Origin of the sequence: Micromonospora sp. 050-3, from assembly GCF_046549335.1 — a bacterium.
Taxonomy (GTDB): domain Bacteria; phylum Actinomycetota; class Actinomycetes; order Mycobacteriales; family Micromonosporaceae; genus Micromonospora; species Micromonospora trifolii.
Window position 1 is genome coordinate 2548010 of record NZ_JAJPVX010000001.1, and the last position, 23284, is coordinate 2571293.

Here is a 23284-nt window from a genome sequence, read left to right on the forward strand (position 1 = left end):
CCCACGCGGGCGTGCCGCACACTTGTTCGGATCGGGCCTCCCCCGGCGCGTCGCCGTCTGCGGTCATAGGGTGATTCTCATGTCGCAAGCGGACGTCAGGCCCGAGAGCGAGAGCGTCGGCACCGTCGTCGTCGCCGGCGCCGCCAACCTCGCCATCGCGATCGCCAAGCTGATCGCCGGGGTGATCTCCGGGTCCGCCGCGATGCTCTCCGAGGCGGCGCACTCGGTCGCCGACACCACCACCGAGGTACTGCTCTTCCAGGCGCTGCGCCGCGGCGCCCGCCCGGCCGACCAGCGACACCCCTTCGGGTACGGCAAGGAAAGCTACGTCTGGGCGTTCTTCGCGGCCATGTTCACGTTCGTCGCCGGCGCCGGTTTCGCCGTCACCCACGGCGTCACCACGATCCTTGTGCACAAGCACAGCGGCGACTACCTGATCTCGTACATCGTGCTCGGGGTGTCGTTCGTCATCGAGTCGATCTCACTGGCCCGGGCGGTGCGGCAGGTCCGCCGCGAGTCGCGACGCTGGCGGACCACGCCTCGGCGGTTTCTGCGGCTGACCGCCGACACCACCGTCAAGGCGGTCTTCCTGGAAGACAGCGCGGCCCTCATCGGCCTGGTGCTGGCCGGGCTCGGCGTCGGCCTGTCGCACGCGACCGGCGACGAGGTGTGGGACGGCGTCGCGTCGATCCTGATCGGGCTCCTGCTGCTGACGGTCGCCGGGGTCCTCGCCGGCAACAACCTGTCGCTGCTGGTCGGCCGGGCCGTGCCGGAGCGGCTGCGCCACGAGATCGAGCAGGAGTTGGCCGGGCTGCCCGAGGTGGAGCGCATCGACACCCTGTTGACCATGCAGCTCGGCCCGCAGGACATCCTGGTCGCCGCGAAGGTCGACTTCCGCGACGAGGCCACCGGCGCGCAGATCGAGGCCACCGCCGACGAGGCGGAGCTGCGGCTCACCGACAGGTACCCGGAGATCCGATTCGTCTTCCTCGACCCGACCCGTTCGATGCCCGGCGCCACCGGCAACGCCCGGCACACCCAGGCTGGGCCGAGCCCCGACGCCGGCGGGCCCGAACCGACCTGACGCACACCCGGGCGCGGGCCGCCGGGCCCGCGCGGCTAGCGTGCCCGTCATGGTGCGATGGCGTACGGGGACGGTGGCGACGCTGCGACGGCAGTGGACCGGGGCGGTGGAGCTGGACGTCGACCTGCCCGACGGCACCCGGATGCGGGCGCTGGCCTACCCGGAGCTGGTTGGCACACCCGAACCCGGCGACCGGGTGCTGCTCAACGCCGGCGCGCTGCTGATGGGGTTGGGCACCGGCGGGTACGCCCTGGTGGTCGCCCTGCCGGACCGGCTGCCGCCGGACCCGCCGGACGTCGCCGACACCCGCGACGCCGGGCACCTGGTCAAGGCCCGCTACACGCCGTTGCAGCCGATCCTCCTCGGCGTCGACGAGGAGGCGTCCCCGCACCGCGACGTGCTGGCCGACGCGGACGACCTGGGCGGCCTGCCGGTGGTCACCGCCGACCTGCACTCGGCGCTCCCGGCGATCCTGGCCGGCATCCGGGCCGACGCCCCGCAGGCGCGGGTGGCGTACCTGCTCACCGACGGTGGTGCGCTGCCCGCCTGGTTCTCCCGCACCCTCGCCGGGCTGCGGGCCGAACTGGCCGGCACGATCACCGTCGGGCAGGCGTTCGGCGGCGATCTGGAGGCCACCACCCTGCACGGCGGTCTTCTCGCCGCCCGGTACGTACTCGAAGCGGACGTGGCGATCGTGGCGCAGGGGCCGGGCAACCTCGGCACCGGCACCCGGTGGGGCTTCTCCGGCGTCGCCGTCGGCGAGGCCGTCAACGCGATCGCCACGCTGGGCGGAAAGCCGGTCGGCTCGTTGCGCATATCCGACGCCGACCCGCGCCCCCGACACCGGGGCGTGTCACACCACAGCCTCACCGCGTACGGCCGGGTGGCGCTCGCCCCGGCGGAGCTGGTGGTGCCCGAGGACCTGCCGCCGTCGCTCGCGACCGAGGTGCACGCGGCGCTGGCGCCCCTGGCGGCCCGGCACCGGATCGTCGTGGTTCCCACCGACGGTCTGGACGCCGCGCTGCGGTCCAGCGCCGTGCCGCTGTCCACCATGGGCCGTGGCCTCGACGCCGACCGCGCGTACTTCCTGGCGGCAGCCGCCGCCGGCCGCCACGCCGCAACCCTGATCCCCTAAACCCCCGGCGGGGGTAGGGCACGTGGGGGCGGGGTGGGTTAGGCCAGGAAGATCAGGGCTAGCCAACCGCCCACGATGAGCACCAGCGCCAGGGCCAGCACCCAGGTCGGCACCGTGTAGTCACCGCGCCGGTTGCGGTCGATCTCGGCGCGGATCTTCTCCCGCCGGCGCTCGATCCAGTTCTGCCGCTCGGCGCCGCGCTCGGAGCGGTCGGAAGGTCCAGAAGTCGTCATGGCGCGCTCAGCTTAACCGCTCAGCGCATCGGGCTGACCGGCCCCGTCGGCGTAGCGCACCGCCGGGGCCGGCAACCGGTCACATGCTGGCGATCAACCGCTCCACCCGCTCGTCGTACGCCCGGAACGGGTCCTTGCACAGCACGGTGCGCTGCGCCTGGTCGTTGAGCTTCAGGTGCACCCAGTCGACGGTGAAGTCCCGGCGCTTCTCCTGGGCGTGCCGGATGAACTCGCCCCGCAACCGGGCCCGGGTGGTCTGCGGCGGGGTTTCCTTGGCCTCGAAGATCTCCGGGTCGGTGGTCACCCGGTCGACGTCGCCGCGGCGCTCCAGGAGCCCGTAGAGACCCCGGCCACGGCGCACGTCGTGGTAGGCCAGATCCATCTGCGCCACCCGGGGGTGCGACAGCGGCAGGTCGTGCTTGCGCTGGTAGCGCTCGATCAGCCGCAGCTTGCTGACCCAGTCAATCTCCCGGGAGACCGGCTCCAGGTCGCCGCTCTCCACCGCGTTGAGCACCCGGCCCCACAGCTCGACGACCCGCTTGGCGGCCTGGTCGCCGCCGCGGCGCTCGACGAACTCGGTGGCCTTGGCGAGGTACTCCTGCTGGATGTCCAGTGCGCTGACCTCCTTGCCGTTGGCCAGCCGCACCTTGCGCCGTCCGGTGATGTCGTGCGACACCTCCCGGATGGCCCGGATCGGGTTCTCCAGGGACAGGTCGCGCATCACCACCCCGGCCTCGATCATCCGCAGCACGATGTCGGCGGTGCCGACCTTGAGCAGCGTGGTGACCTCGTTCATGTTGGAGTCACCGACGATCACGTGCAGCCGCCGGTAGCGCTCGGCGTCGGCGTGCGGTTCGTCGCGGGTGTTGATGATCGGGCGGCTGCGGGTGGTCGCCGAGGAGACGCCCTCCCAGATGTGCTCGGCCCGCTGCGAGAGGCAGTAGACCGCGCCGCGCGGGGTTTGCAGCACCTTGCCGGCCCCGCAGATCAACTGCCGGGTGACCAGGAACGGGATGAGCACGTCGGCGAGCCGGCCGAACTCGCCGTGCCGGGAGACCAGATAGTTCTCGTGGCAGCCGTACGAGTTGCCGGCCGAATCGGTGTTGTTCTTGAACAGGTAGATCTCACCCGCGATGCCCTCGTCGTGCAGCCGCTTCTCCGCGTCGACGAGCAAGCCCTCCAGGATCCGCTCGCCGGCCCGGTCGTGGGCGACGAGATCGGTCACCGAGTCGCACTCCGGTGTCGCGTACTCCGGATGCGACCCGACGTCCAGGTAGAGCCGGGCCCCATTGCGCAGGAAGACGTTGCTCGACCGACCCCAGGAGACCACGCGACGGAACAGATACCGCGCGACCTCGTCCGGGGACAGCCGCCGCTGCCCGCGATAGGTGCAGGTGACGCCGTACTCGGTCTCGAGGCCGAAGATTCGCCGCTCCATGGTGTGACATTAGCCGCCCGGAGGCCCGGTTCGTCACTGTCAGACCACAGGTCGTGCCCCGAGCGCGGTCACATACCGGTTGAGTGCGACATTCCGTCCGGACCGAGGCTCGCCACGAACCGCCGGCAGCTGTCGTACTCCGGAAGCAGGCCCCGCTCGCGGGCCTGGGCGAGGGTCGGCGCCGCGTCGTCGCGCGCGGACAGCAACGGAACGTCGGCGGGCCACTCGATGCCCAGTTCCTCGTCGAGCGGGTGCACCGCGTGCTCCCCGGTCGGGTTATAGGTGGCCGAGCAGAGATAGCTCAACGTCGCGTCGTCGGTCAACGCGCAGAACCCGTGCCCCAGCCCCTCGCTGAGGTAGACCGCCCGGCGGTCGGTGTCGTCCAGCCGGACGCCCTCCCAACGACCGAAGGTCGGCGAGCCCACCCGCAGGTCCACGATCACGTCGAGGACCGCGCCCCGCACACAGGTGACGTACTTGGCCTGCCCGGGCGGGACGTCGGCGAAGTGGACGCCGCGCACCACGCCCCGCGCGGAGACCGACAGGTTGGCCTGGGCCAGCCGCAGCGGATGCCCCACCACCTCGGCGAGCTTGTCGAAGCGGTACCACTCCATGAACATGCCGCGCGGGTCACCGTGCTGCTGAGGGCTGATCTCCCAGGCGCCCTCGATGCCCAGCTCCCGGATCTTCACCAGGAACCCCCGTCGGCGCCGGCCTGATCGCTGAGCAGACCGAGCAGGTAGTTGCCGTAACCGCTCTTGGTCAGCGGCTCGGCGAGCGCGCGCAGCTGCGCATCGTCGATCAGGCCCGCCCGCCAGGCGACCTCCTCGACGCAACCGATCTTGAGACCCTGCCGCTCCTCGACCACCCGGACGAACTCGGCTGCCTGCATCATCGAGGTGAACGTGCCGGTGTCCAGCCAGGCGGTGCCCCGATCCAGCACCGTCACCGCCAGCTCCCCGGTCTCCCGGTACACCTCGTTGACCGCCGTGATCTCCAGCTCGCCGCGGGCGCTCGGGGTGAGCTTGCGGGCGATGTCGACCACCCGGTTGTCGTAGAAATAGAGGCCGGGGACCGCGTAGCGGGACTTCGGCCGGGCCGGCTTCTCCTCGATCGAGAGCACCCGACCATCGGCGTCGAAGTCGACCACGCCGTACTCCTGCGGGTTGGCCACCTGGTAGGCGAAGACCCGCCCGCCGACCGGGTCACCGTGGTCGGCGAGCTGCCGACCCAGACCCACGCCGTGGAAGATGTTGTCGCCGAGGACCAACGCCACCGACTCGGTGCCGATGAAGTCCGCGCCCAGGATGAACGCCTGCGCGATGCCCTCCGGGCGCTCCTGGCTGACGTACTCCAGCCGCAGGCCGAACTGGCTGCCGTCGCCGAGCAGCCGACGGAACTGGTCCTGGTCGTCCGGAGTCGTGATCACCAGGATCTCCTGGACCCCGGACATCACCAGGGTGGAGAGCGGGTAATAGATCATCGGCTTGTCGAAGACCGGCATCAGCTGCTTCGAGACCGCCCGGGTGATCGGCCAGAGCCGGGACCCGGTGCCGCCGGCAAGTAGGATTCCGCGCACCGGGGAAGCCTAGCCGCACCCGGACACGTTGTGCGGGGGTTGTATACCCGGCGCCGCGTCGCCCGTCGCGTATACTTCCGGACCCGTGAGGATCCTCGTCACCGGCGGAGCCGGATTCATCGGGTCGGAGTACGTTCGCCTGCTACTGGGCAAGCCCCTCGGCAGTGCAGACGGCGTGCCGCCGCTCGAGCCGGCCGCGGTGACCGTGCTGGACAAACTGACCTACTCGGGCAACCTGGCCAACCTCGACCCCGTCCGCGACGACCCGCGACTGCGGTTCGTGCAGGGCGACATCTGCGACCCGGTCGTGGTTGACGAGGTGGTCGCCGAGCACGACGTGATCGTGCACTTCGCCGCCGAGTCACACGTCGACCGCTCGATCGCCGGCGCCGCGCCGTTCGTCACCACCAACGTGCTGGGCACCCAGACGCTGCTCGACGCGGCGCTGCGCCACGGCACCAGCCGGTTCGTGCACGTCTCCACCGACGAGGTCTACGGCTCGATCGACGAGGGCTCCTGGACCGAGATCTGGCCCCTCGCCCCCAACTCGCCGTACTCGGCGTCCAAGGCCGGCTCCGACCTGCTCGCGCTGTCGTACCACCGCACCCACGGCATGGACGTGGTCGTCACCCGCTGCTCCAACAACTACGGCCCGTACCAGTTCCCCGAGAAGGTCATCCCGCTGTTCGTCAGCAACCTGCTCGACGGCGGCACCGTCCCCCTCTACGGCGACGGCGGCAACATCCGGGACTGGCTGCACGTGCACGACCACTGCCGCGGCATCGCCCTGGTCCAGCAGAAGGGCCGCGCCGGCGAGGTCTACAACATCGGCGGCGGCACCGAGTTGACCAACAAGGAACTCACCGGCCTGCTCCTGGACGCCTGCGACGCCGGGTGGGACCGGGTCGTCCCGGTCACCGACCGCAAGGGCCACGACCGCCGGTACTCCCTCGACATCACCAAGATCAGCGAAGAGCTCGGCTACCACCCCAGCATCACCCTTGACCAGGGCCTCGCCGACACCGTCCGCTGGTACCGGGACAACCGCAGCTGGTGGGAACCCCTCAAGTCCGCGCCGACCGCATGACCCGACTCCTCGTCACCGGCGCGGGCGGGATGCTCGGCCGGGACCTGGTCACCGTGCTGGGGGCACGGCCCGACCTCAAGGTGACCGCCGCCACCCGCGCCGACCTGGACGTCACCGACCGCGCGGCGGTAGACGCCGCCGTCGCCGGGCACGACCTGGTGATCAACGCGGCCGCGTGGACCAACGTCGACGCCGCCGAGGCCGACGAGGCCGCGGCGACCGCCGTCAACGGCCACGCCGTGGCCAACCTGGCCGCGGCGTGCGCCACCGGCGGCACCCGGCTGATCCAGGTCTCCACCGACTACGTCCTCGCCGGCAACGCGGAAACCCCCTACCCGGAGGACGCGCCCACCGCGCCGGTCAACGCCTACGGCCGCGGCAAGCTGATCGGCGAACAGGCCGTCGCGCGGCTGCTACCCGACACCGGGTACGTCGTGCGCACCGCATGGCTGTACGGCGCGCACGGCCCGAACTTCGTGGCCACCATGCTCCGACTCGCCACCCAGCACGAACACCTCGACGTGGTCGACGACCAACACGGCCAACCCACCTGGTCCTACGCGCTCGCCGAGCGGCTCGTCGCGCTCGCCGACGCGGCGCTGGCCGGTCACGCGACGCCCGGCGTCTACCACGGCACCTGCGCCGGGCAGACGACCTGGTACGGGCTGGCCCGCGCCGCGTTCACGCTGGCCGGGCTGGACCCGGACCGGATCCGACCCACCACCAGCGACCGGTATCCGCGTCCCGCCCCCCGGCCTGCGTACAGTGTGCTAGGGCACAGCCGCTGGGCAGCCGTGGGTCTGCCCCCGCTTCCGGACTGGCACAGCGCCCTGGTTGACGCGTTCCACTCCCCCGCTCCACCCGCCCCGTGGAAGGTCGCATGAAGCTCACCCTCGTCACCGGCCTGACCGGCCTGCTGCTCCTCGGCACCATCGTCGAGCTGCTGCGCCGCCGTCAGCTGCGCGAGAAGTACGGCATGCTCTGGCTCGCCGTACTGGTCGTCGTGATCCCGCTGTCCCTGTTCCCCCGGCTGCTCGACAACGTCGCCGAACTCCTCGGCGTCGCCTCCGGTGTCAGCCTGGTGCTCTTCCTCGGCATCGTCTTCCTGCTGCTCGTGTGCGTGCACCTGAGCTGGGAGGTCAGCGCACTCGAAGAAGAGACCCGCACCCTGGCCGAGGACTTCGCCCTGCTCCGCGCGGAAATCGACGCGGACCGTGCGGCCCGTGACGAACTGGTGTCGACCGATGGTTAACGGCAAGCGCACACTGATCATCATTCCGGCCCTCAACGAGTCGGGTTCCATCGCCGACGTCGTCGGTGAGGTCCGCGGCGAACTGCCCGGCGTCGACGTGCTCGTCGTCGACGACGGCTCCACCGACCGCACCGCCGCCGTCGCCGCCGCCGCCGGCGCCCAGGTCGCCAAACTGCCGTACAACCTCGGCGTCGGTGGGGCCATGCGCCTCGGCTACCGCTACGCCCGCGACCACGACTACGACGTCGCCATCCAGATCGACGCCGACGGTCAGCACGACCCCCGGTACGTGCCGAAGCTCGTCGACCTCCTCGACGACAACGACCTCGTCATCGGCGCCCGCTTCGCCGGCGAGGGCGACTACATGGTCCGCGGCCCCCGCCGCTGGGCCATGGTGATGCTCTCCGCCGTGCTGTCCCGGGTCGCCCACACCAAGCTCACCGACACCACGTCCGGCTTCCGGGCCGCCAACCGGCGGGTCATCGAGATGTTCGCCACCTGGTACCCGGCCGAGTACCTCGGCGACACGGTGGAGACCCTGGTACACACCGCCCGTCGTGGATACCGCATCCGGCAGGTGCCGGTCGCCATGCGCAAACGGATGGCCGGCACGCCCAGCCACTCCCCCGCCCGCGCGATGATCTACCTCGGCCGCGCGTTCGCCGTCCTCACGCTGGCGCTCATTCGCCGGTGATCCAACGCCTGCTACGCCTGATCCCGCCCGGCACCATCGCTGTTGGTGCCGGGCTGGGCCTTCTTGGCCTCGCCTCCTACGTCCACCTCGCGGTCGCCGGCCACAGCCTCAGCAAGGCCGACTACTCGTCCCTGTCGGTGCTCTGGTCGATCGTGTTCACCCTCGGCATCGGCGTGTTCATGCCGATCGAGCAGGAGGTCGCCCGCGTCGTCGCCGCCCGGCACAGCCAGGGGCTGCCCCCAGGGCCGGTGCTGGCCCGCGGCGTCACCGTCGCCGCCGTGCTGCTCGCCGTGCTGGTGTTGGCCGTCACCATCGGCCGACAGCCACTCGCCGACAAACTCTTCGCCGGTGACGGCAACCTGGTCACCGTGCTGATCGGCGCACTCGCCGCGATGGCCGTCGCCTACGCCACCCGCGGCGTGCTCTCCGGCCTGCAACTGTTCCCCTGGTACGGCACCCAGCTCGGGATCGACGGCGGCCTGCGCATCGTCATGGTCGCCCTGCTCGGGCTGGCCGGAGTGGCCTCCCCCGTCTGGTACGGGCTGGTGCTCGTCGCCGCCCCGCTGGTCAGCGTCCTGCTCACCCTGCCGCCGGTGCTACGCGCCATCGGTGCAGGCCCGCCCGTCGCCTGGGCCACCCTGCTGCGCGGCCTCGGCCTGCTCACCGCCTCCAGCCTGCTCTCCCAGGTCGTTGTCAACATCGGCGTGATCAACGTGCAGCTGCTCGCCCCCTCCGACGCGGCAGCCGCCGGCGCGCTGCTCTCCGCCCTCGTGCTGGTCCGCATCCCCCTGTTCGTCTTCGGCTCCCTCCAGGCGTCACTGCTGCCCGGCCTGGCCACCACCGCCACCACCGGCGACCAGGCCGGCTTCCACAGCCTGCTGCGTCGGGCGCTCGGCATCGTCACCGCGCTCGGCCTCACCGGGGCCCTCGGCGCCGTGCTGCTCGGCCCGTGGCTGGTCGGCACACTCTTCGACGCACCCGGCGTCCTCGGCCACGGCGACTTCGCCTGGTTGGCGGCCGCCACGCTCGCCTACCTGTGGGCGATGGTGCTCGGCCAGGCCCTGCTCGCCCTCGACCGGCACCGCGCCCAGGCCCTCGCCTGGACCGTCGGCGTCGCCGCCCTGATCGCCGTGACGCTGATCCCGGCTCCGGTCACCCTGCGAGTCGAGTTGGCGTACACCATCGGCTCCGTCATCGTCGCCGCCACCATGGCGACACTGCTGCTGCGCGGCGGCATCCGCCGACCCACCACCCCCACCCGGCCGCTCGCCGAGGCCGTCGCCCCTGCCGCATCCGGAGGCCTCCGATGACCCGCCCACAGGTGACCGCCGTCATGCTCGCCTACGGCGCCGAGCCGTACCTGGTCAACGCCGCCCGAGCCGTCCTGGCCAGCACCGACGTCGACATCGAGCTCGTCGTCGTCGACAACGGTTGCACCGGCGACGGCATCGACATCGTCAAGGGCTTCCCCCAGGTCCGGGTGGTCCGCCCCGAACAGAACACCGGCTACTCCGGCGGCTGCCGGATCGGCGCCGCCGAGGCCACCGGAGACTGGCTCGCCTTCGTCAACTCCGACGCCATCGTCGCCCCCGACGCCCTCGCCAAGACGGTCACGGTCGCCGCCGAACCGGGCGTCGGCGCCGCCATGGCCTCCATCCGGCTCGCCGACACTCCCGAGCTGATCAACACCTCCGGCAACCCACTGCACTTCACCGGGCTGTCCTGGGCCGGCGGCAACGGCGAGCCAGCCACCGCCCACGCCGTACGCAGCAAGGTGCCGTCGCTCAGCGGCTGCTGCTTCGTGATCAGCCGCCAACGTTGGCAGGAACTCGACGGCTTCGCCGCCGAGTACTTCGCCTACCACGAGGACACCGAGCTGAGCCTGCGGCTCTGGCAACGCGGCCTGCGCCTGGAGTACGTACCCGACGCCGTCGTGCGCCACCACTACGAGTTCTCCCGCAACGACCTCAAGCTCTACCTGGTGGAACGGAACCGGCTCGTCACCCTGCTCACCGCGTACCAGACCCGGACGCTGGTGGTGCTCGCCCCGATGCTGCTGCTCACCGAAGCCGCCATGCTCGCCGCCGCGCTCGCCGGCGGTTGGACCCGGCAGAAGACCCGCGGCTGGGGTTGGCTGTGGCGCAACCGGTCCTGGGTCGGCGCCCGCCGCCGTCAACTCCAGGCCGAACGCACAGTGCCCGACGGGGTGATCGCCGAGCTGATGACCGCCCGGGTCGCCCCCTCGAACGTCGACTCGCCGCCCGGCATGGGCGTGTTCAACGCCGTCGCCGCCGGCTACTGGGCCCTCGCCCGGCCCCTGCTCCAGCGCCGCTGACCCTCGACAGACAACAGCGCCGGGGCCCGCGTGTGCGGGCCCCGGCGCTGTCTCGTCACCTGATCAGCTGTCGGGTTGACCCGGCCGGTCCTCCAGGTCAGCGGACCCCGCAGAGCTGGTCGGCTTTCCGGCCTTTTCGGTCGGCACGCTCGGCGTGTCCGGCCGGTCGCTGGTCGGCGGCGCGGACTCCCCGTCCAACAGCGCGGTCAGCGCAGCCCCGGTGATCCGCCGAAACGTCCGGCCGACCCGCTGCCGGTCCAGCACCGCCACCTCGAGCTGGTTAGCGGCGATCGTCCGGGCGGCGCCACCCTCACCACCGACAGTGCTCAGCGCCTGCACCGCGACCTGGACCGCCTCCCCGAGCGACATTTCCGGCCGGTGGTTGGACTTCAGCACGCCGGTGATGGCCTCAGCCTGACCACCCATCGCCATCCGCCCAGGCTCGTCGTTGACCGAACCGTCGTAGGTGAGCCGGTACAGCTCGTCGTCAGCGGCAGTGGCCCCGACCTCCGCCACGCAGATCTCCACCTCGAACGGCTTCGACTGCTCGGTGAAGATCGCGCCAAGGGTCTGCGCGAACGCGTTGGCCAGGGCCCGACCGGTGACGTCCCGGCGGTCGTAGCTGAGCCCGTTCAGGTCGGCCATCCGCACGCCGGCCCGCCGGAGGTTCTCGAACTCGTTGTAACGGCCGACCGCGGCGAAGCCGATCCGGTCGTAGATCTCACTGACCTTGTGCAGGGCGCTGGAGAGGTTCTCCGCGACGAAGAGCACCCCGCCGGAGTAGCTCAGGACCACCGCGCTACGCCCGCGAGCAATGCCCTTACGGGCCAACTCGGAGCGGTCACGCATGATCTGTTCGGGCGAGGCGTAGAACTGCATGGCCACGGCGGCGGTTCTCCTAACGGCACTGTGCTGACGACTGCTGGCTGGTGGGGGTGGTCGGGCGGAACTAGCCGCCCGGGTTTTCCATCCGGCCGGCGACCACGCCCTCGGCGATCGTCGCCGTCTCGGCGTCGGTGAGCCGGTAGGTGCCCTCGGCAGTAGCGGTCATCACCACGGGGTAGATCCGCCGGGTCAGGTCGGGCCCGCCGGTCGCAGTGTCGTCATCGGCCGCGTCGTAGAGCGCCTCGACCGCCAGCCGCGTCGCGTCCTCGACGGACAGCCCGACCCGGTACCGCTTCTTCAACGCGGACTTGGCGAACAACGACCCGGACCCGATCGCGTCGTAGCCGGTCTCCTCGTACGGGCCACCGGTCACATCGAAGCTGAAGATCCGACCGGCCCGCGCCGGGTCGGCGGCGGCCAGGTCGAACCCCGCGAAGAGCGGCACCACTGCCAACCCCTGCATGGCCGCCCCCAGATTGCCCCGGATCATCGAGGCCAACCGGTTGGCCTTACCGTCCAACGAGAGCATCGCGCCCTCGATCTTCTCGTAGTGCTCCAGCTCCACCTGGAACAGTCGCATCAGCTCGATGCCGATACCGGCGGTGCCCGCTATGCCGACCAGCGAGTACGCGTCGGCGGGATGCACCTTCTCGATGTCGCGCTGGGCGATCAGGTTGCCCATGGTGGCCCGTCGGTCGCCCGCCATCACCACACCGTCGGCGGCCGCGATGGCCACGATGGTGGTCGCGTGCGGCGCCAGGTCGGCGGCCATGCCCGGCGGCAGCGGTCGCCGACCGGGCAACATCTCGGGGGCCACCCGACTCAGGAACGTCGTGAAGGAGGACGTCCCCGCGTTGGTGAACACATCTGGTAGACGCCCGGATGGATCAAAGCCCGCTGCCACGTGGTTCCTCTCAGGTACGTGATCGCCCTGGCCAGCCTCATGGGACTGTCACGGAACTGGCCAAGACCACCGTTGCAGTTGAAGCAGAGTATCCCGCGCACCCATCCGGTGCGATGATCGTGGTCCAGATGTTGCGGGTCGGCGCGGCCACAGATCGCGCAGAGCCCGCCCTGCTCGGCCAGGAGCTCCTGAAACTCTTTCTCACCCACGCCGTAGCGCTGCCGCAGGTGGTACTCGCGGTTACCCCCGTAAAGCCGCTCTTTCGTCTCTCTGGTCTTCGTGTTGTGGCAGGGCTTGCAGTAGCTGGCATATCCGGAGCTGTCCGCCCGGTTACGGGGAAAGGCATCTAACGGCTTGTCCGTATCGCAGGCCGAGCAATACTTGTGCCCCTCCGGCACGGCTCGACCTGCGCGCACCTCACGGTCGAACTTGGCCCTCACCCGACGCGCGTAACTTGCCTTGGACCGCTCGTTGAAGCAGAGCTTGCAGTAGCTGCCCCGCCCACCCGGCCTTTTGGAATTCGCACAGAACTGATCGAGCGCCTTCCATTCGCCGCAGTCTCGGCAGCAACGAAGGCCGTCCCGATCATCGCTTGCTTTAGGCATGTCCGAATTAACCCTATATGTTTACTGACCTCCTTTTTGTACGTAACCCCTCACAAATTCCTCTGCGTTTTCTTCGAGGACGGAGTCGATCTCGTCGAGGAGGTCGTCGACGTCCTCGGTGATCTCGGCGTGCCGCTCGGCCACCTCGGGGTTGGCCTCGGTGGTGACGTCCTCGATTTCCTCGCCCTGACGGGACTTGCCGGACTGCGACTGGCCGCCGCTGTCATGAGTGGCCACTGCTGCCTCCTCCACGATCGTCTGCGATGAACTTACCTCGCGCGGGCGACGAAAAGCCCGCCGCGCGCCGGCTTGCGGCACGCGACGGGCTGACGAATCCGGAATCAGCCCCCGGTCAACGTCTCGAGCAGGTCCTTGGCGCTGGCGCAGCGGTCGAACAGGGCACCGACGTGCGCGCGGGTGCCCCGCTCCGGCTCCATCATCGGGACCCGGACCAGCGACTCCCGGCCCACGTCGAAGATCACCGAATCCCAGCTCGCGGCGACCACCTCGGAGGCGTACTGGGCGAGGCATCGACCGCGGAAGTAGGCCCGGGTGTCCTCCGGCGGCTCGGTCATCGCGCTGCGCGTCTCGTCGTCGGTGAGCAGCGTCTTCATGGCCCCCCGGCTGACCAGGCGGTGGTAGAGGCCCTTCTCCGGCCGGACGTCGGAGTACTGAAGGTCGACGAGCTGGAGCTTGTGCGAGCCCCAAGCGAGCTTCTCCCGCTCCCGGTAGCCCTCCAGCAGCCGCAGCTTGGCGACCCAGTCCAACTCGTCGGCGCAGAGCATCGGATCGCGACCCAGCCGGTCCAGGACGCTCTCCCAGCGGTCGAGCACGTCGACGGTCTGCTCGTCGGCGTCGGTGCCGTACCGATCGTCGACAAAGGACCGGACCCGCTCCAGGTAGGCCCATTGCAGGTCCAGCGCGGTGAGCCGGCGGCCGTCGCGCAGTCGCATCCGGTGCGTCAGGGAGGGGTCGTGGCTGACGGCGCGCAGCTCGCTGACCGGGTCGGCGATCCCGAGGTCGGCCCCGAGCGCCTTCTCCTCGATCATGGTGAGGATCAAGGCGGTGGTGCCGACCTTGAGGTAGGTGGAGATCTCGGAGAGGTTGGCGTCGCCGATGATGACGTGCAGCCGGCGGTACTTGTCGGCGTCGGCGTGCGGCTCGTCGCGGGTGTTGATGATCGGACGCTTGAGCGTGGTCTCCAGGCCAACCTCGACCTCGAAGAAGTCGGCGCGTTGGGAGATCTGGAAGCCGCTCTGGCCGCCGTCCTGGCCGATGCCGACCCGGCCGGCGCCGCAGACGATCTGCCGGGTGACGAAGAACGGCGTCAGGTACGCCACGATGTCCGCGAACGGCGTCTGCCGGCGCATCAGATAGTTTTCGTGGGCGCCGTAGCTGGCGCCCTTGTTGTCGGTGTTGTTCTTGTAGAGGTGGATCGGCTGGGTGCCCGGGATGGTGGCGGCCCGGCGGGACGCCTCGGCCATCACCCGCTCGCCGGCCTTGTCCCAGCGCACGATGTCCCGGGGGGTGGTGACCTCCGGGGTGGAGTATTCGGGGTGGGCGTGGTCGACGTAGAGGCGTGCGCCGTTGGTGAGTATCACGTTGGCCAAGCCGAGGTCTTCGTCCGCGAGGGCCTCGGCGGGGTCGTACGCGGCGCCGGAGTAGGTGAAGCCGCGGGCGTCGCGCAGCGGCGACTCTTCCTCGTAGTCCCACCGGGCCCGGCCGCCCCGGTTGAGCTCCGGACGTGCCCCATAGGCGTTCACCACCTGCGATGAGGTGACCATCGGGTTGGCTCCGGCCTGCCCGGGCACGGAGATGCCGTACTCGACCTCGGTGCCCATGATTCGCCGTACGCTCATGCCGCGCCCCGCTTCAGCTCGCTGACGTACCGGTCGACGCCCATCGCCGGCCGGCGCGTTACCGCTCGATCGGCCCTGTACTCCAGCCTAGTCCGAATCCGACAGCAACGCCCGCACCGGGCGTGGTCGGCCGGTCGGCCGATCAGCGCAGATCCGTCGCCGGTGTCTGCTCGGCGATCGCGGGCGTCGGCTCGTCGGGCTCGTTCAGTGGGCGCATCGAGACCCGCCAGGCGAGGACGCCGAGCAGGGTCAGGCCGAGCACGCTCGCCAGCAGGGGCGTGATCGAGCCCAGTGGTGGGTGCCAGTCGCCGGCGAAGGGGTTGAAGGTGCGGAAGGTCAGGTATCTGGGCAGCCCGTCCTGCCACCGCACCATGGTCAGGATCAGCGTGAAGAGTTGGATCGGCAGGAGCAGGATGACGCTGAGTCGGACCAGGGTGCGGCTGCGGGTGGCGTCGAGCCCTCGTTCCTCCCAGACGTACGCGGCGAACAGCATCGCCCCGCCGAGCATCGGCAGCATGTAGCGGCCCTGGGTGACGAACCCGGTCTGCTTGACCAGGGCCACCTGCATCACGGACGGCACGACGGTGCCGGCGACGACCAGGACGAGCAGCCGCCAACGGTCGACCAACCGGCCGAAGACGAACGCCCCGATCAGCAGCGTCGCGGCGACGAACTGCCAGGTCAGGTAGATCGGCGCGGGCATCCGGGTGTCCAGCCATGACGTCACTCCGACCATCTGGTCGAGGTAGCTGCGCCACCGGTCGGCCTCGGCGAGGGCGGCCTGGCCGTAGGTGTACACGTGGCCGCCGTACTTGCCAAGGTCGGAGGACTTCATCACGACGCCCCAGCCGACCGCGGTGAGGGCCGCGACGGCGATGCCGCCAACCCACCACCAGACGGCCTTCTCGCGCACCAGCCGGCCGACGTTGCTCTGCCGCCAGGGGAAGGCGAAGGCGACGAACGCCGCGGCCAGCCAGAGCGGCCCGGTCTGCCGCAGCATCGCGAGCAGCAGGCCGCTGATGCCGGCCAGGATGAGCAGCCCGTGGTGCGGCTTCGGTCGGCGGTCCAGGAACAGCGGGATGGTCGCCGCGAAGAACGCCACCCCGGCGGCGATCTCCACGCCGTTGGGGTTGACGGCGCTGGCCATCTGGGCGGCCATCGGGGTGACGGCGACCAGGAGGCCGGCGACCATCAGACGACGCCGGGACCAGTTCACCGCCACGACGAAGGCGCTGGCCAGCAGCGCGGCGGCGATGCCGGCGCTGATGAACCGGGCGAGCAGCACCCCGGACCAGCCCGGCCAGAGGTCGAGCGGCCAACCCACCAGGGCGTAGTAGACGGGGTGGTAGCGACCGGCGCCGGTGCCGGCGCGTACGGGGGTGTCGTCGCTGCCCGGTGGGACCGCGCAGGCGGCGGAGACGGCCGGCTTGAACTGCCAGCACTGCTCCCTGACCAGGCCGGCGGGCACGTCCTGGAAGGCTCCGGAGCCCTTCTTGGCGGCTGCCGGCGGCGGGGCGATCTCCCCCGCCGCCACACCGGCGGCGCGGATGATGTGTTCCCGCTCGTCCGGTGTGCCGTCATAGGGGGCGGCGACCGACCAGGCCCCGATGGTCAGCAGGAAGCCGACGAACGCCAGGATCCAGACCCGGCGGGCGCCGGCGACGGCGCGGTCGCCGTCGCCGGCCGCAGGTTGTTCGGTCATCGCGGTTCTCTGCGCTGCCTTTCAGGGGGCGTGGATCGGATCAGGGCCCGGTACCGGTCAGTCCGGCGTCGACTGGATGTCCAGGGTGAGCGCGGAGATCAGCATGTGGATGCCGGTCAGCAGCGGCCCGACGCAGAGCAGGACGCTGCCGGTGGTGGCGACCGGTGGGCCGAGCGTCTCGGCCAGCACCCAGATCCCCCAGCCGCCGCCGAACAGGATGAGGAACAGGCCGGTGAAGAAGAGCAGCGCGACGGCGGAGAACGAGGCGAGCACGTGCTTGAGCAGCATCCGCCGCCAGAAGCCGCGGAACAGGAGGCTGGCGATGCGGGGGGCCACCCGGTGGATGCGCATCGTCGACACCTCCTCGCCGTAGCTGGCGGGGATCGGCACGTCCTTGGCTCGGGCGTTGGCGATGTTGAGCCAGATCAGGAGGTCGTTCTCGAATTCGTAGCCGCGGGCCACGGCGGCGACGTTGAGCCGCAGCAGGGCCGAGCGGGACACCGCGGTGTAGCCGTTCTGCGGGTCGAAGAGGTTCCAGTAGCCGCTGGCGACCTTTGTCGCGAACGACAGGGCGACGCTCCCCAGCATCCGTACGGCCGGCATGTCGGCGAACGACGTGCGGGAGAAGAAGCGGTTCGCCTTGGTGAACTCGTAGCCGTCGTCGCAGATCGGGTCGAGCAGCGCCGGCAGGTAGGCCGGGTCCATCTGGGCGTCACCGGCCATCACGACGTTGATGTCGGCGCCCAGGGCGAGGGCCCGCTCGTGCCCGTCCATGATCGAACCACCGACGCCGGTGTTCTTCACGTGGTCGATGACGACGACCCGCGGGTCGCCCACCGCGCGGGCACGCTCGGAGGTGTCGTCGGTGGAGCAGTCGTTGATCACCACGATGAGGTCCACGAAGTCGGGCATCGTGGTGATCGTCTTGCCGATGAGCCGGCTCTCGTTGTAGGCCGGGACGACGGCGGCGACCTTCTGACCCTTGTACATGCTCAGCCGACCAGGGCGGTGTCGCGGATCTGGAGGCACACCTCGAGCGCGGCCAAGCCGTCTTCGCCGCTGACCACGGGTCGGCGACGGTTGACGACGCAGTCGGCGAAGTGCCGAAGCTCGTGCATCAGCGGCTCGCCGTGCTGCGAGAGGAAGGGGATCTCGACCCGCCCGCTCTGCCGGTAGCGCACGCCGCCGTCGGAGAGGAACTCGGAGTGCTCGATCCGGTGCACCTCGACCTGCTGGCGCAGCAGGTCGGCGATGACGCAGTCATCGCGCTGGGTGAGGGTGACGCGGCGGATCTTTTGCTGGCTGACTCGGCTCGCCGTGATGTTGGCGATCATGCCGTTCTCGAACATGAGCAGGGCGAAGGCCAGGTCCTGCTCGGCGGAGCGGACGATCCGGGTCGCCGCGCGGTGCGCGACGATCTCCGAGCCGGCCACCGTCCGTGCCAGGTCGACGTCGTGGATCATCAGGTCCAGCAGGACGTCGGCGAGGGCGCGGTTGGAGAACGGACCGACCCGGGTGATCTCCAACGACAGTGGGTCGTCCACCAGTTGGAGGAGCTCCGTGACCGCCGGGTTGAAGCGCTCGACGTGGCCGACCATCAACACGCGTTCGTGCTTCTCCGCGAGGTCGATGAGGTGCCGCGCGTCGGCGACGGAGGTCGCGATGGGCTTCTCGACGAGCAGGTCGCGGCCGCTGCGCAGGATACGCGCGCCCAGTTCGCCGTGCGTCTCGCTCGGGGTCGCCAGGATGGCCGCGTCCACGCCGGCCAGCGCCTCGTCGAGGTCCGTCGTGTACTCCGCACCGATGGCCTTGGCCAGGGTGGCGGCCCGCTGGGGGTCGGGGTCGCAGACCGTGGTGACGGTGACGTCCGGCGTGGCGCGGGCCACGCGACCGTGGTTCGCGCCCATGATGCCCGCGCCGATGATTGCCAAATTAGGCATTGAACGCACCTCGTACGGCCTCGATCACCTGGTCGACGTCGTCGTCGGCCAGGTGCTGGTGAACAGGAAGGGAGAGCGCCTCTTCGGCGGTGCGAAGGGCACGAGGGGTCTCGTCCGTGCCGATCTGGGGGTGACCCACGTAGCAGTCGTAGTGGTGCATGAGGCGGGGGTAGTACAGACCGTAGCCGATCTCCCGCTCGTCAAGCCGCTTGCCGAGGTCGTCGCGGCTCAGCGGCGCGTCGGCGCCGATGCGCACTGTGTACTGGTGCCAGACGTGGCTTCGCCCAGCCGGCACCGACGGGGTGGTCAGCCCGGGCAGGTCGGCGAGGCCGGCGCTCAGCCTCGCGGCGTTCGCGGCCCGGCGGGCCGTGGTCTCGGCCAGCCGGCCGACCTGCGGTACGGCGATGGCCGCCTGGAGGTCGGTCAGTCGCCAGTTGTGGCCCGGCGCCTCGTACTGGTAGCGCACCCGCATGCCCTGGTTGCGCAGCAGCCGGAGCCGGTCGGCGATGGCGTCGTCGGAGGTGGTGATCAGGCCGCCTTCGCCGCACTGCAGGTTCTTCGTGGCGTACATGGAGAAGCAGCCGACGCCGAACGAGCCGACCGCCCGGTCGCCGACGCGGGCGCCGTGCGCCTGGGCGGCGTCCTCGACGATCGCGAGCCCGGCGGCGTCGGCGATCGCGGTGAGGGCCGTCATGTCGGCGGGCAGGCCGTAGAGGTGCACCGGGAGGATGGCCTTGGTCCGTGCGTTGACCAGCGCCTGGACCGAGTCCGGGTCGATGGTGAAATCGTCACGGATGTCGGCGAAGCGGACCGTCGCTCCGGATTCGAGAATCGCGTTCAGGGTCGCCGCGAAGCTGAAGGGAGTGGTGATCACCTCGTCGCCGGGCTGCAGACCGAGCGCTTCGAGAGCGGCCACCAGGGCAACTGTGCCGTTGCTGACGGCCACGGCGTGGGGGACGCCGCAGAGTTCCGCGAAGGACCGCTCCAGTTCGGCGACCATCGGTCCCTGGGCCAGCCTGCCGGACCGCAGAACCGACAGGACCGCGGCCTCTTCCTCGGGGCCGATGACCACCGAGGTGATGGGAATAGACATGGGGGTTATCTCCTGAGAGGTTCAGCGGCCTTCGAGTACGCCGGCGGGCAACTGCTCGTCGCCGCGGGCGACCACCTCGCCGTTGCGGTTGACCCAGCCGAGATGCCGGGCCGGGTTGCCGGCCACGAGTTGGTACGGCTGCACATCCCGCGTGACGACGGCACCCGCGGCCACGAGGGCGAACTCCCCGATCTCGGTGCCGCAGACGATCGTGGCGTTGGCGCCGATCGAGGCGCCCGTGCGGACCAGGGTCGGCGTGACCTTCCAGTCCGGGTTCTGGGCGCGCGGGTTGAGGTCGTTGGTGAAGACCGCACTCGGGCCGACGAACACCTCGTCCTCGAGCGTGACACCGTGGTAGACCGAGACGTTGTTCTGCACCTTGACGCGGTCACCGATGGTGACCCCGGCGTCGACGAACACGTTGCGGCCGAGCGTGCAGTCGGCGCCGATGCGGGCGGTCGACCGGACATGCGTCAGATGCCAGATCCGAGTCCCGGCTCCGACCTCGGCCCCGGCTTCCACCTCGGCTGTCGGGTGGACGGAGACGCTCGGCATGTCGGTCACTGAACACCTTCGGGGGGTCTCGGGGCGATCGCGGGACGGGGAGACGATAGCGTGCTCCACCGTGACGACACATGGCGGGTCCGCATCCAAGGGTCAGCGATGAAGGCGGCGGCCTCGGCGACGCTCGCCGGGCTGACACGCCGCAGCGAGGTGCGGTTTCTGATCGTCGGTGGTCTCAGCGCGATCACCGACACCAGCGCGCTCTACCTGTTCCACGGTGTGCTGGGGGTGTGGCTGCCGTTCGCCACGGTGCTCGCCTTCGCCGTGGCGTTCGTGGTCAACTTCGGGCTCAACCGCGCATGGTCGTTCGGCTCGACCGGCGACGTCGGCGGTCAGGCCTGGCGGTATCTGCTGCTGGTGATAGTCAACCTGGCTCTCACTGTCGCCCTCGTGCAGGGGTTGACCTGGGCCGGCCTTCCGTACCTGGTCGCGAAGGTGCTCACCACCGGGGGCCTGGCGGTGCTGAATCTCTTCGTCTCCCGCAAGTGGATCTTCACCGACGGTCAGAGCTGACCCGCGCGCGACAGCCCGCCGGACGCCGGCGGAACGACAACCGGGGCGGCGCGTCGAAACGCGTCGCCCCGGTTGAACGCTGGCCCTACAGGTACTGGCCGGTGTTGCTGGCGGTCTCGATGGACCGGCCGGCCTCGGCGCCCTTACCGCCGGAGACGAGCGTGCGGATGTAGACGATCCGCTCGCCCTTCTTGCCGGAGATGCGCGCCCAGTCGTCGGGGTTTGTGGTGTTGGGGAGGTCTTCGTTCTCGCGGAACTCGTCGACGCAGGCGTCGAGCAGGTGCTGGAGGCGCAGCCCCTTACGGCCCGAGGTGAGGAACTCCTTGATGGCCATCTTCTTGCTCCGGTCGACGATGTTCTGGATCATCGCGCCGGAGTTGAAGTCCTTGAAGTAGAGGACTTCCTTGTCACCGTTGGCGTAGGTGACCTCGAGGAATCGATTCTCCTCGGTTTCCGAGTACATCCGCAGCACCACGGCGTCGATCATCGCCGCGACGGTCGCCTGGGGGTCGGTGCCGTGTTCGGCCAGGTCGTCCGGGTGCAGGGGCAGCCCGGAGAGGATGTACTTGGAGAAGATGTCCTTGGCCGCCTCGGCGTCCGGTCGCTCGATCTTGATCTTCACGTCGAGGCGACCGGGGCGCAGGATCGCGGGGTCGATCATGTCTTCCCGGTTGGAGGCGCCGATGACGATGACGTTCTCCAGCCCCTCCACGCCGTCGATCTCGCTGAGCAGCTGCGGAACGATGGTGTTCTCCACGTCGGAGGAGACACCGGAGCCGCGGGTCCGGAAGATCGAGTCCATCTCGTCGAAGAACACGATCACCGGCGTGCCCTCGCCGGCCTTCTCCCGGGCTCGCTGGAAGATCAGCCGGATGTGCCGCTCGGTCTCACCGACGTACTTGTTGAGCAGCTCCGGGCCCTTGATGTTGAGGAAGAAGCTGGTGTGCTTCTCCTTGCCCTGCCGCTCGGCGATCTTCTTGGCCAGCGAGTTGGCCACCGCCTTGGCGATGAGCGTCTTGCCGCAGCCGGGCGGGCCGTAGAGCAGGATGCCCTTGGGTGGGCGGAGCTGGTGCTCACGGAACAGGTCCGCGTGCAGGAACGGCAACTCCACAGCGTCACGGATCTGCTCGATCTGCGACTGGAGGCCACCGATGTCGCCGTAGTCGACGTCGGGCACCTCCTCCAGGACCAGCTCCTCGACCTCACTCTTCGGGATCCGCTCGTACGCGTACGCCGAGCGGGGCTCGATCATGAGCGAGTCGCCGGCCCGGATCGCCGAGCCGATGAGTGTCTCGGCGAGGTGCACGATGCGCTCCTCGTCGGAGTGGGAGACCACCAGCGCCCGGTCGCCCGGCCCGCCGTTCGGCCCCTCCAGGATCTCCTTGAGCATCACCACTTCGCCAACCCGCTCGTAACCGAACGCGTCGACGATGTTGAGCGCGTCGTTGAGCAGGACCTCCTGGCCGCGCCGCAGGTCACCCACGTCGAGCGAGGGCGAGACCGCGACCCGCAGTTTGCGGCCACCGGTGAAGACGTCCACCGTGCCGTCCTCGTGCTTGGCCAGGAAGACTCCGTAACCGCTCGGCGGTTGCGCGAGCCGGTCGATCTCCTCCTTGAGCGTCACGATCTGCGTGCGAGCTTCCTTGAGGGTGCTCACCAGCCGGTCGTTGTTCTCGGTCAGCCGCGCCAACTGTGCCTGGGTGGCCGCCAGCCGCTCTTCGAGCTGCCGGACGTGTCGGGGGCTCTCGGTCAACTTGCGCCGCACCAGGGCGAGTTCCTCTTGCAGGAACGCGACCTGCGTGGAGAGATCGTGGGCTTCCTTCTCCCACCGTGCGGCGCGCGAGTCCGCGTCGTCGCTACGTGCTGCCACGTCCCACCTCCCCGGGGGGCTTGAACGTTCTGCCCTAACACTAGCCGCTATGAGGCCGATTCGGTCCCACGCAACACCCTCGTCACCGAACCTTGATCGCCAAGGGTGGCCTGACGGGCCGTTACCGGCGTTCGGGTACCGTCGGAGCGTGGCACGGGAGAACATGGGGGGTGCACAGGTGGCCGAGGTCGCGACCGACGAATTGCAGGTCTGGGTCGACCAGGACCTCTGCACGGGCGACGGGCTCTGCGTGCAGTACGCGCCGGAGGTTTTCGAGTTCGACATCGACGGCCTGGCCTACGTCAAGGGCGTCGACGGTGAGCTGCGGATGGCGCCGGGCAGCCGGGTCGACGTCCCCGCGCACCTGCGACTCGAGGTGATCGACTCCGCGAAGGAGTGCCCGGGCGACTGCATCCACGTGGTGCGCGGCGACGGCGTCGAGGTCGCCGGCCCGGACGCCGAGGAAGACTGACCCACCGCCCGGGCCGCGCCGCCCGGCCGGGTCCAGAACG

Annotated in this window: 25 protein-coding genes; 10 read left to right on the plus strand and 15 right to left on the minus strand. The window is 70.0% G+C overall.

Features of this window, described 5'->3' with window-relative positions; translation table 11 throughout:
• Positions 1-79: 79 nt before the first annotated feature.
• A complete protein-coding gene (locus ACLJOK_RS11560) occupies positions 80-1084 on the plus strand; it encodes a cation diffusion facilitator family transporter (protein ID WP_410818226.1) in 1005 nt (334 codons plus the stop codon).
• Between the two features lie 49 nt (positions 1085-1133).
• Positions 1134-2219 (plus strand): DUF3866 family protein, encoded by a 1086-nt coding sequence (locus ACLJOK_RS11565; protein WP_410818228.1) that lies wholly within the window; start codon positions 1134-1136, stop codon positions 2217-2219.
• Positions 2220-2257: 38 nt separating this feature from the next.
• On the opposite strand, the gene ACLJOK_RS11570 is transcribed toward ACLJOK_RS11565, so the two are convergent.
• The 4 genes from ACLJOK_RS11570 to rfbA form a co-directional block, all read right to left on the minus strand.
• A complete protein-coding gene (locus ACLJOK_RS11570) occupies positions 2258-2452 on the minus strand; it encodes a hypothetical protein (protein ID WP_238680391.1) in 195 nt (64 codons plus the stop codon).
• A 79-nt stretch (positions 2453-2531) separates the two neighbouring features.
• Entirely contained in the window at positions 2532-3890 is a 1359-nt protein-coding gene (gene pafA / locus ACLJOK_RS11575; RefSeq protein ID WP_238680390.1) for a Pup--protein ligase, read from the minus strand.
• A 68-nt stretch (positions 3891-3958) separates the two neighbouring features.
• On the minus strand, positions 3959-4582 hold the full coding sequence (gene rfbC, locus ACLJOK_RS11580; protein ID WP_410818231.1) for a dTDP-4-dehydrorhamnose 3,5-epimerase: 624 nt from the start codon (positions 4580-4582) through the stop codon (positions 3959-3961).
• Entirely contained in the window at positions 4579-5469 is an 891-nt protein-coding gene (rfbA, locus tag ACLJOK_RS11585) for a glucose-1-phosphate thymidylyltransferase RfbA (protein ID WP_410818232.1), read from the minus strand. The genes rfbC and rfbA overlap by 4 nt, the downstream gene beginning before the upstream one ends.
• An 85-nt stretch (positions 5470-5554) precedes the next feature.
• Here rfbA and rfbB point away from each other — a divergent pair, with 85 nt between their 5' ends.
• From rfbB to ACLJOK_RS11615, 6 genes are read left to right on the plus strand one after another with little or no spacing between them, the layout of a single operon-like run.
• On the plus strand, positions 5555-6556 hold the full coding sequence (gene rfbB, locus ACLJOK_RS11590; RefSeq protein ID WP_410818234.1) for a dTDP-glucose 4,6-dehydratase: 1002 nt from the start codon (positions 5555-5557) through the stop codon (positions 6554-6556).
• Entirely contained in the window at positions 6553-7440 is an 888-nt protein-coding gene (gene rfbD, locus ACLJOK_RS11595) for a dTDP-4-dehydrorhamnose reductase (protein ID WP_410818235.1), read from the plus strand. Before rfbB ends, rfbD begins: the two co-directional genes overlap by 4 nt.
• Positions 7437-7808, plus strand: a complete 372-nt coding sequence (locus ACLJOK_RS11600) for a DUF2304 domain-containing protein (protein ID WP_030332916.1) — start codon at positions 7437-7439, stop codon at positions 7806-7808. The genes rfbD and ACLJOK_RS11600 overlap by 4 nt, the downstream gene beginning before the upstream one ends.
• Complete coding sequence (locus ACLJOK_RS11605; RefSeq protein ID WP_354946139.1) at positions 7801-8502, plus strand: glycosyltransferase family 2 protein; 702 nt, start codon at positions 7801-7803, stop codon at positions 8500-8502. Before ACLJOK_RS11600 ends, ACLJOK_RS11605 begins: the two co-directional genes overlap by 8 nt.
• Positions 8499-9812 carry a lipopolysaccharide biosynthesis protein gene (locus tag ACLJOK_RS11610; protein WP_410818237.1) on the plus strand — a complete coding sequence of 438 codons (1314 nt, stop codon included), beginning with the start codon at positions 8499-8501 and terminating at the stop codon, positions 9810-9812. Before ACLJOK_RS11605 ends, ACLJOK_RS11610 begins: the two co-directional genes overlap by 4 nt.
• Positions 9809-10837 carry a glycosyltransferase family 2 protein gene (locus ACLJOK_RS11615; RefSeq protein ID WP_410818239.1) on the plus strand — a complete coding sequence of 343 codons (1029 nt, stop codon included), beginning with the start codon at positions 9809-9811 and terminating at the stop codon, positions 10835-10837. Before ACLJOK_RS11610 ends, ACLJOK_RS11615 begins: the two co-directional genes overlap by 4 nt.
• Positions 10838-10900: 63 nt before the next feature.
• On the opposite strand, the gene prcA is transcribed toward ACLJOK_RS11615, so the two are convergent.
• The 10 genes from prcA to ACLJOK_RS11665 form a co-directional block, all read right to left on the minus strand.
• Positions 10901-11722 (minus strand): proteasome subunit alpha, encoded by an 822-nt coding sequence (gene prcA, locus ACLJOK_RS11620; RefSeq protein ID WP_410818240.1) that lies wholly within the window; start codon positions 11720-11722, stop codon positions 10901-10903.
• Between the two features lie 64 nt (positions 11723-11786).
• On the minus strand, positions 11787-12626 hold the full coding sequence (gene prcB / locus ACLJOK_RS11625) for a proteasome subunit beta (RefSeq protein WP_238680381.1): 840 nt from the start codon (positions 12624-12626) through the stop codon (positions 11787-11789).
• The gene (locus ACLJOK_RS11630) at positions 12545-13231 is read right to left on the minus strand and encodes an endonuclease VII domain-containing protein (protein ID WP_410818242.1); all 687 of its coding nucleotides are present in this window, start codon (positions 13229-13231) and stop codon (positions 12545-12547) included. Before ACLJOK_RS11630 ends, prcB begins: the two co-directional genes overlap by 82 nt.
• 21 nt (positions 13232-13252) lie before the next feature.
• Positions 13253-13468, minus strand: a complete 216-nt coding sequence (locus tag ACLJOK_RS11635; protein WP_030332902.1) for a ubiquitin-like protein Pup — start codon at positions 13466-13468, stop codon at positions 13253-13255.
• Between the two features lie 104 nt (positions 13469-13572).
• Positions 13573-15090, minus strand: coding sequence for a depupylase/deamidase Dop (dop, locus tag ACLJOK_RS11640; protein ID WP_410818243.1), 1518 nt, complete (start codon positions 15088-15090; stop codon positions 13573-13575).
• A 142-nt stretch (positions 15091-15232) separates the two neighbouring features.
• Positions 15233-16792 carry a DUF2142 domain-containing protein gene (locus tag ACLJOK_RS11645; protein ID WP_410818244.1) on the minus strand — a complete coding sequence of 520 codons (1560 nt, stop codon included), beginning with the start codon at positions 16790-16792 and terminating at the stop codon, positions 15233-15235.
• A 57-nt stretch (positions 16793-16849) separates the two neighbouring features.
• Complete coding sequence (locus ACLJOK_RS11650; RefSeq protein WP_238680378.1) at positions 16850-17782, minus strand: glycosyltransferase family 2 protein; 933 nt, start codon at positions 17780-17782, stop codon at positions 16850-16852.
• A gap of 2 nt (positions 17783-17784) precedes the next feature.
• Positions 17785-18732 (minus strand): Gfo/Idh/MocA family oxidoreductase, encoded by a 948-nt coding sequence (locus ACLJOK_RS11655; RefSeq protein WP_410818246.1) that lies wholly within the window; start codon positions 18730-18732, stop codon positions 17785-17787.
• The gene (locus tag ACLJOK_RS11660; RefSeq protein ID WP_410818248.1) at positions 18725-19825 is read right to left on the minus strand and encodes a DegT/DnrJ/EryC1/StrS family aminotransferase; all 1101 of its coding nucleotides are present in this window, start codon (positions 19823-19825) and stop codon (positions 18725-18727) included. Before ACLJOK_RS11660 ends, ACLJOK_RS11655 begins: the two co-directional genes overlap by 8 nt.
• Positions 19826-19846: 21 nt before the next feature.
• Complete coding sequence (locus tag ACLJOK_RS11665) at positions 19847-20380, minus strand: acyltransferase (RefSeq protein ID WP_410819321.1); 534 nt, start codon at positions 20378-20380, stop codon at positions 19847-19849.
• 108 nt (positions 20381-20488) lie between these two features.
• Here ACLJOK_RS11665 and ACLJOK_RS11670 point away from each other — a divergent pair, with 108 nt between their 5' ends.
• Positions 20489-20902 carry a GtrA family protein gene (locus ACLJOK_RS11670; protein WP_238680375.1) on the plus strand — a complete coding sequence of 138 codons (414 nt, stop codon included), beginning with the start codon at positions 20489-20491 and terminating at the stop codon, positions 20900-20902.
• An 85-nt stretch (positions 20903-20987) separates the two neighbouring features.
• On the opposite strand, the gene arc is transcribed toward ACLJOK_RS11670, so the two are convergent.
• Complete coding sequence (gene arc, locus ACLJOK_RS11675) at positions 20988-22772, minus strand: proteasome ATPase (protein ID WP_030332887.1); 1785 nt, start codon at positions 22770-22772, stop codon at positions 20988-20990.
• Between the two features lie 178 nt (positions 22773-22950).
• Here arc and ACLJOK_RS11680 point away from each other — a divergent pair, with 178 nt between their 5' ends.
• A complete protein-coding gene (locus ACLJOK_RS11680; protein ID WP_091408893.1) occupies positions 22951-23244 on the plus strand; it encodes a ferredoxin in 294 nt (97 codons plus the stop codon).
• Positions 23245-23284 lie beyond the last annotated feature (40 nt).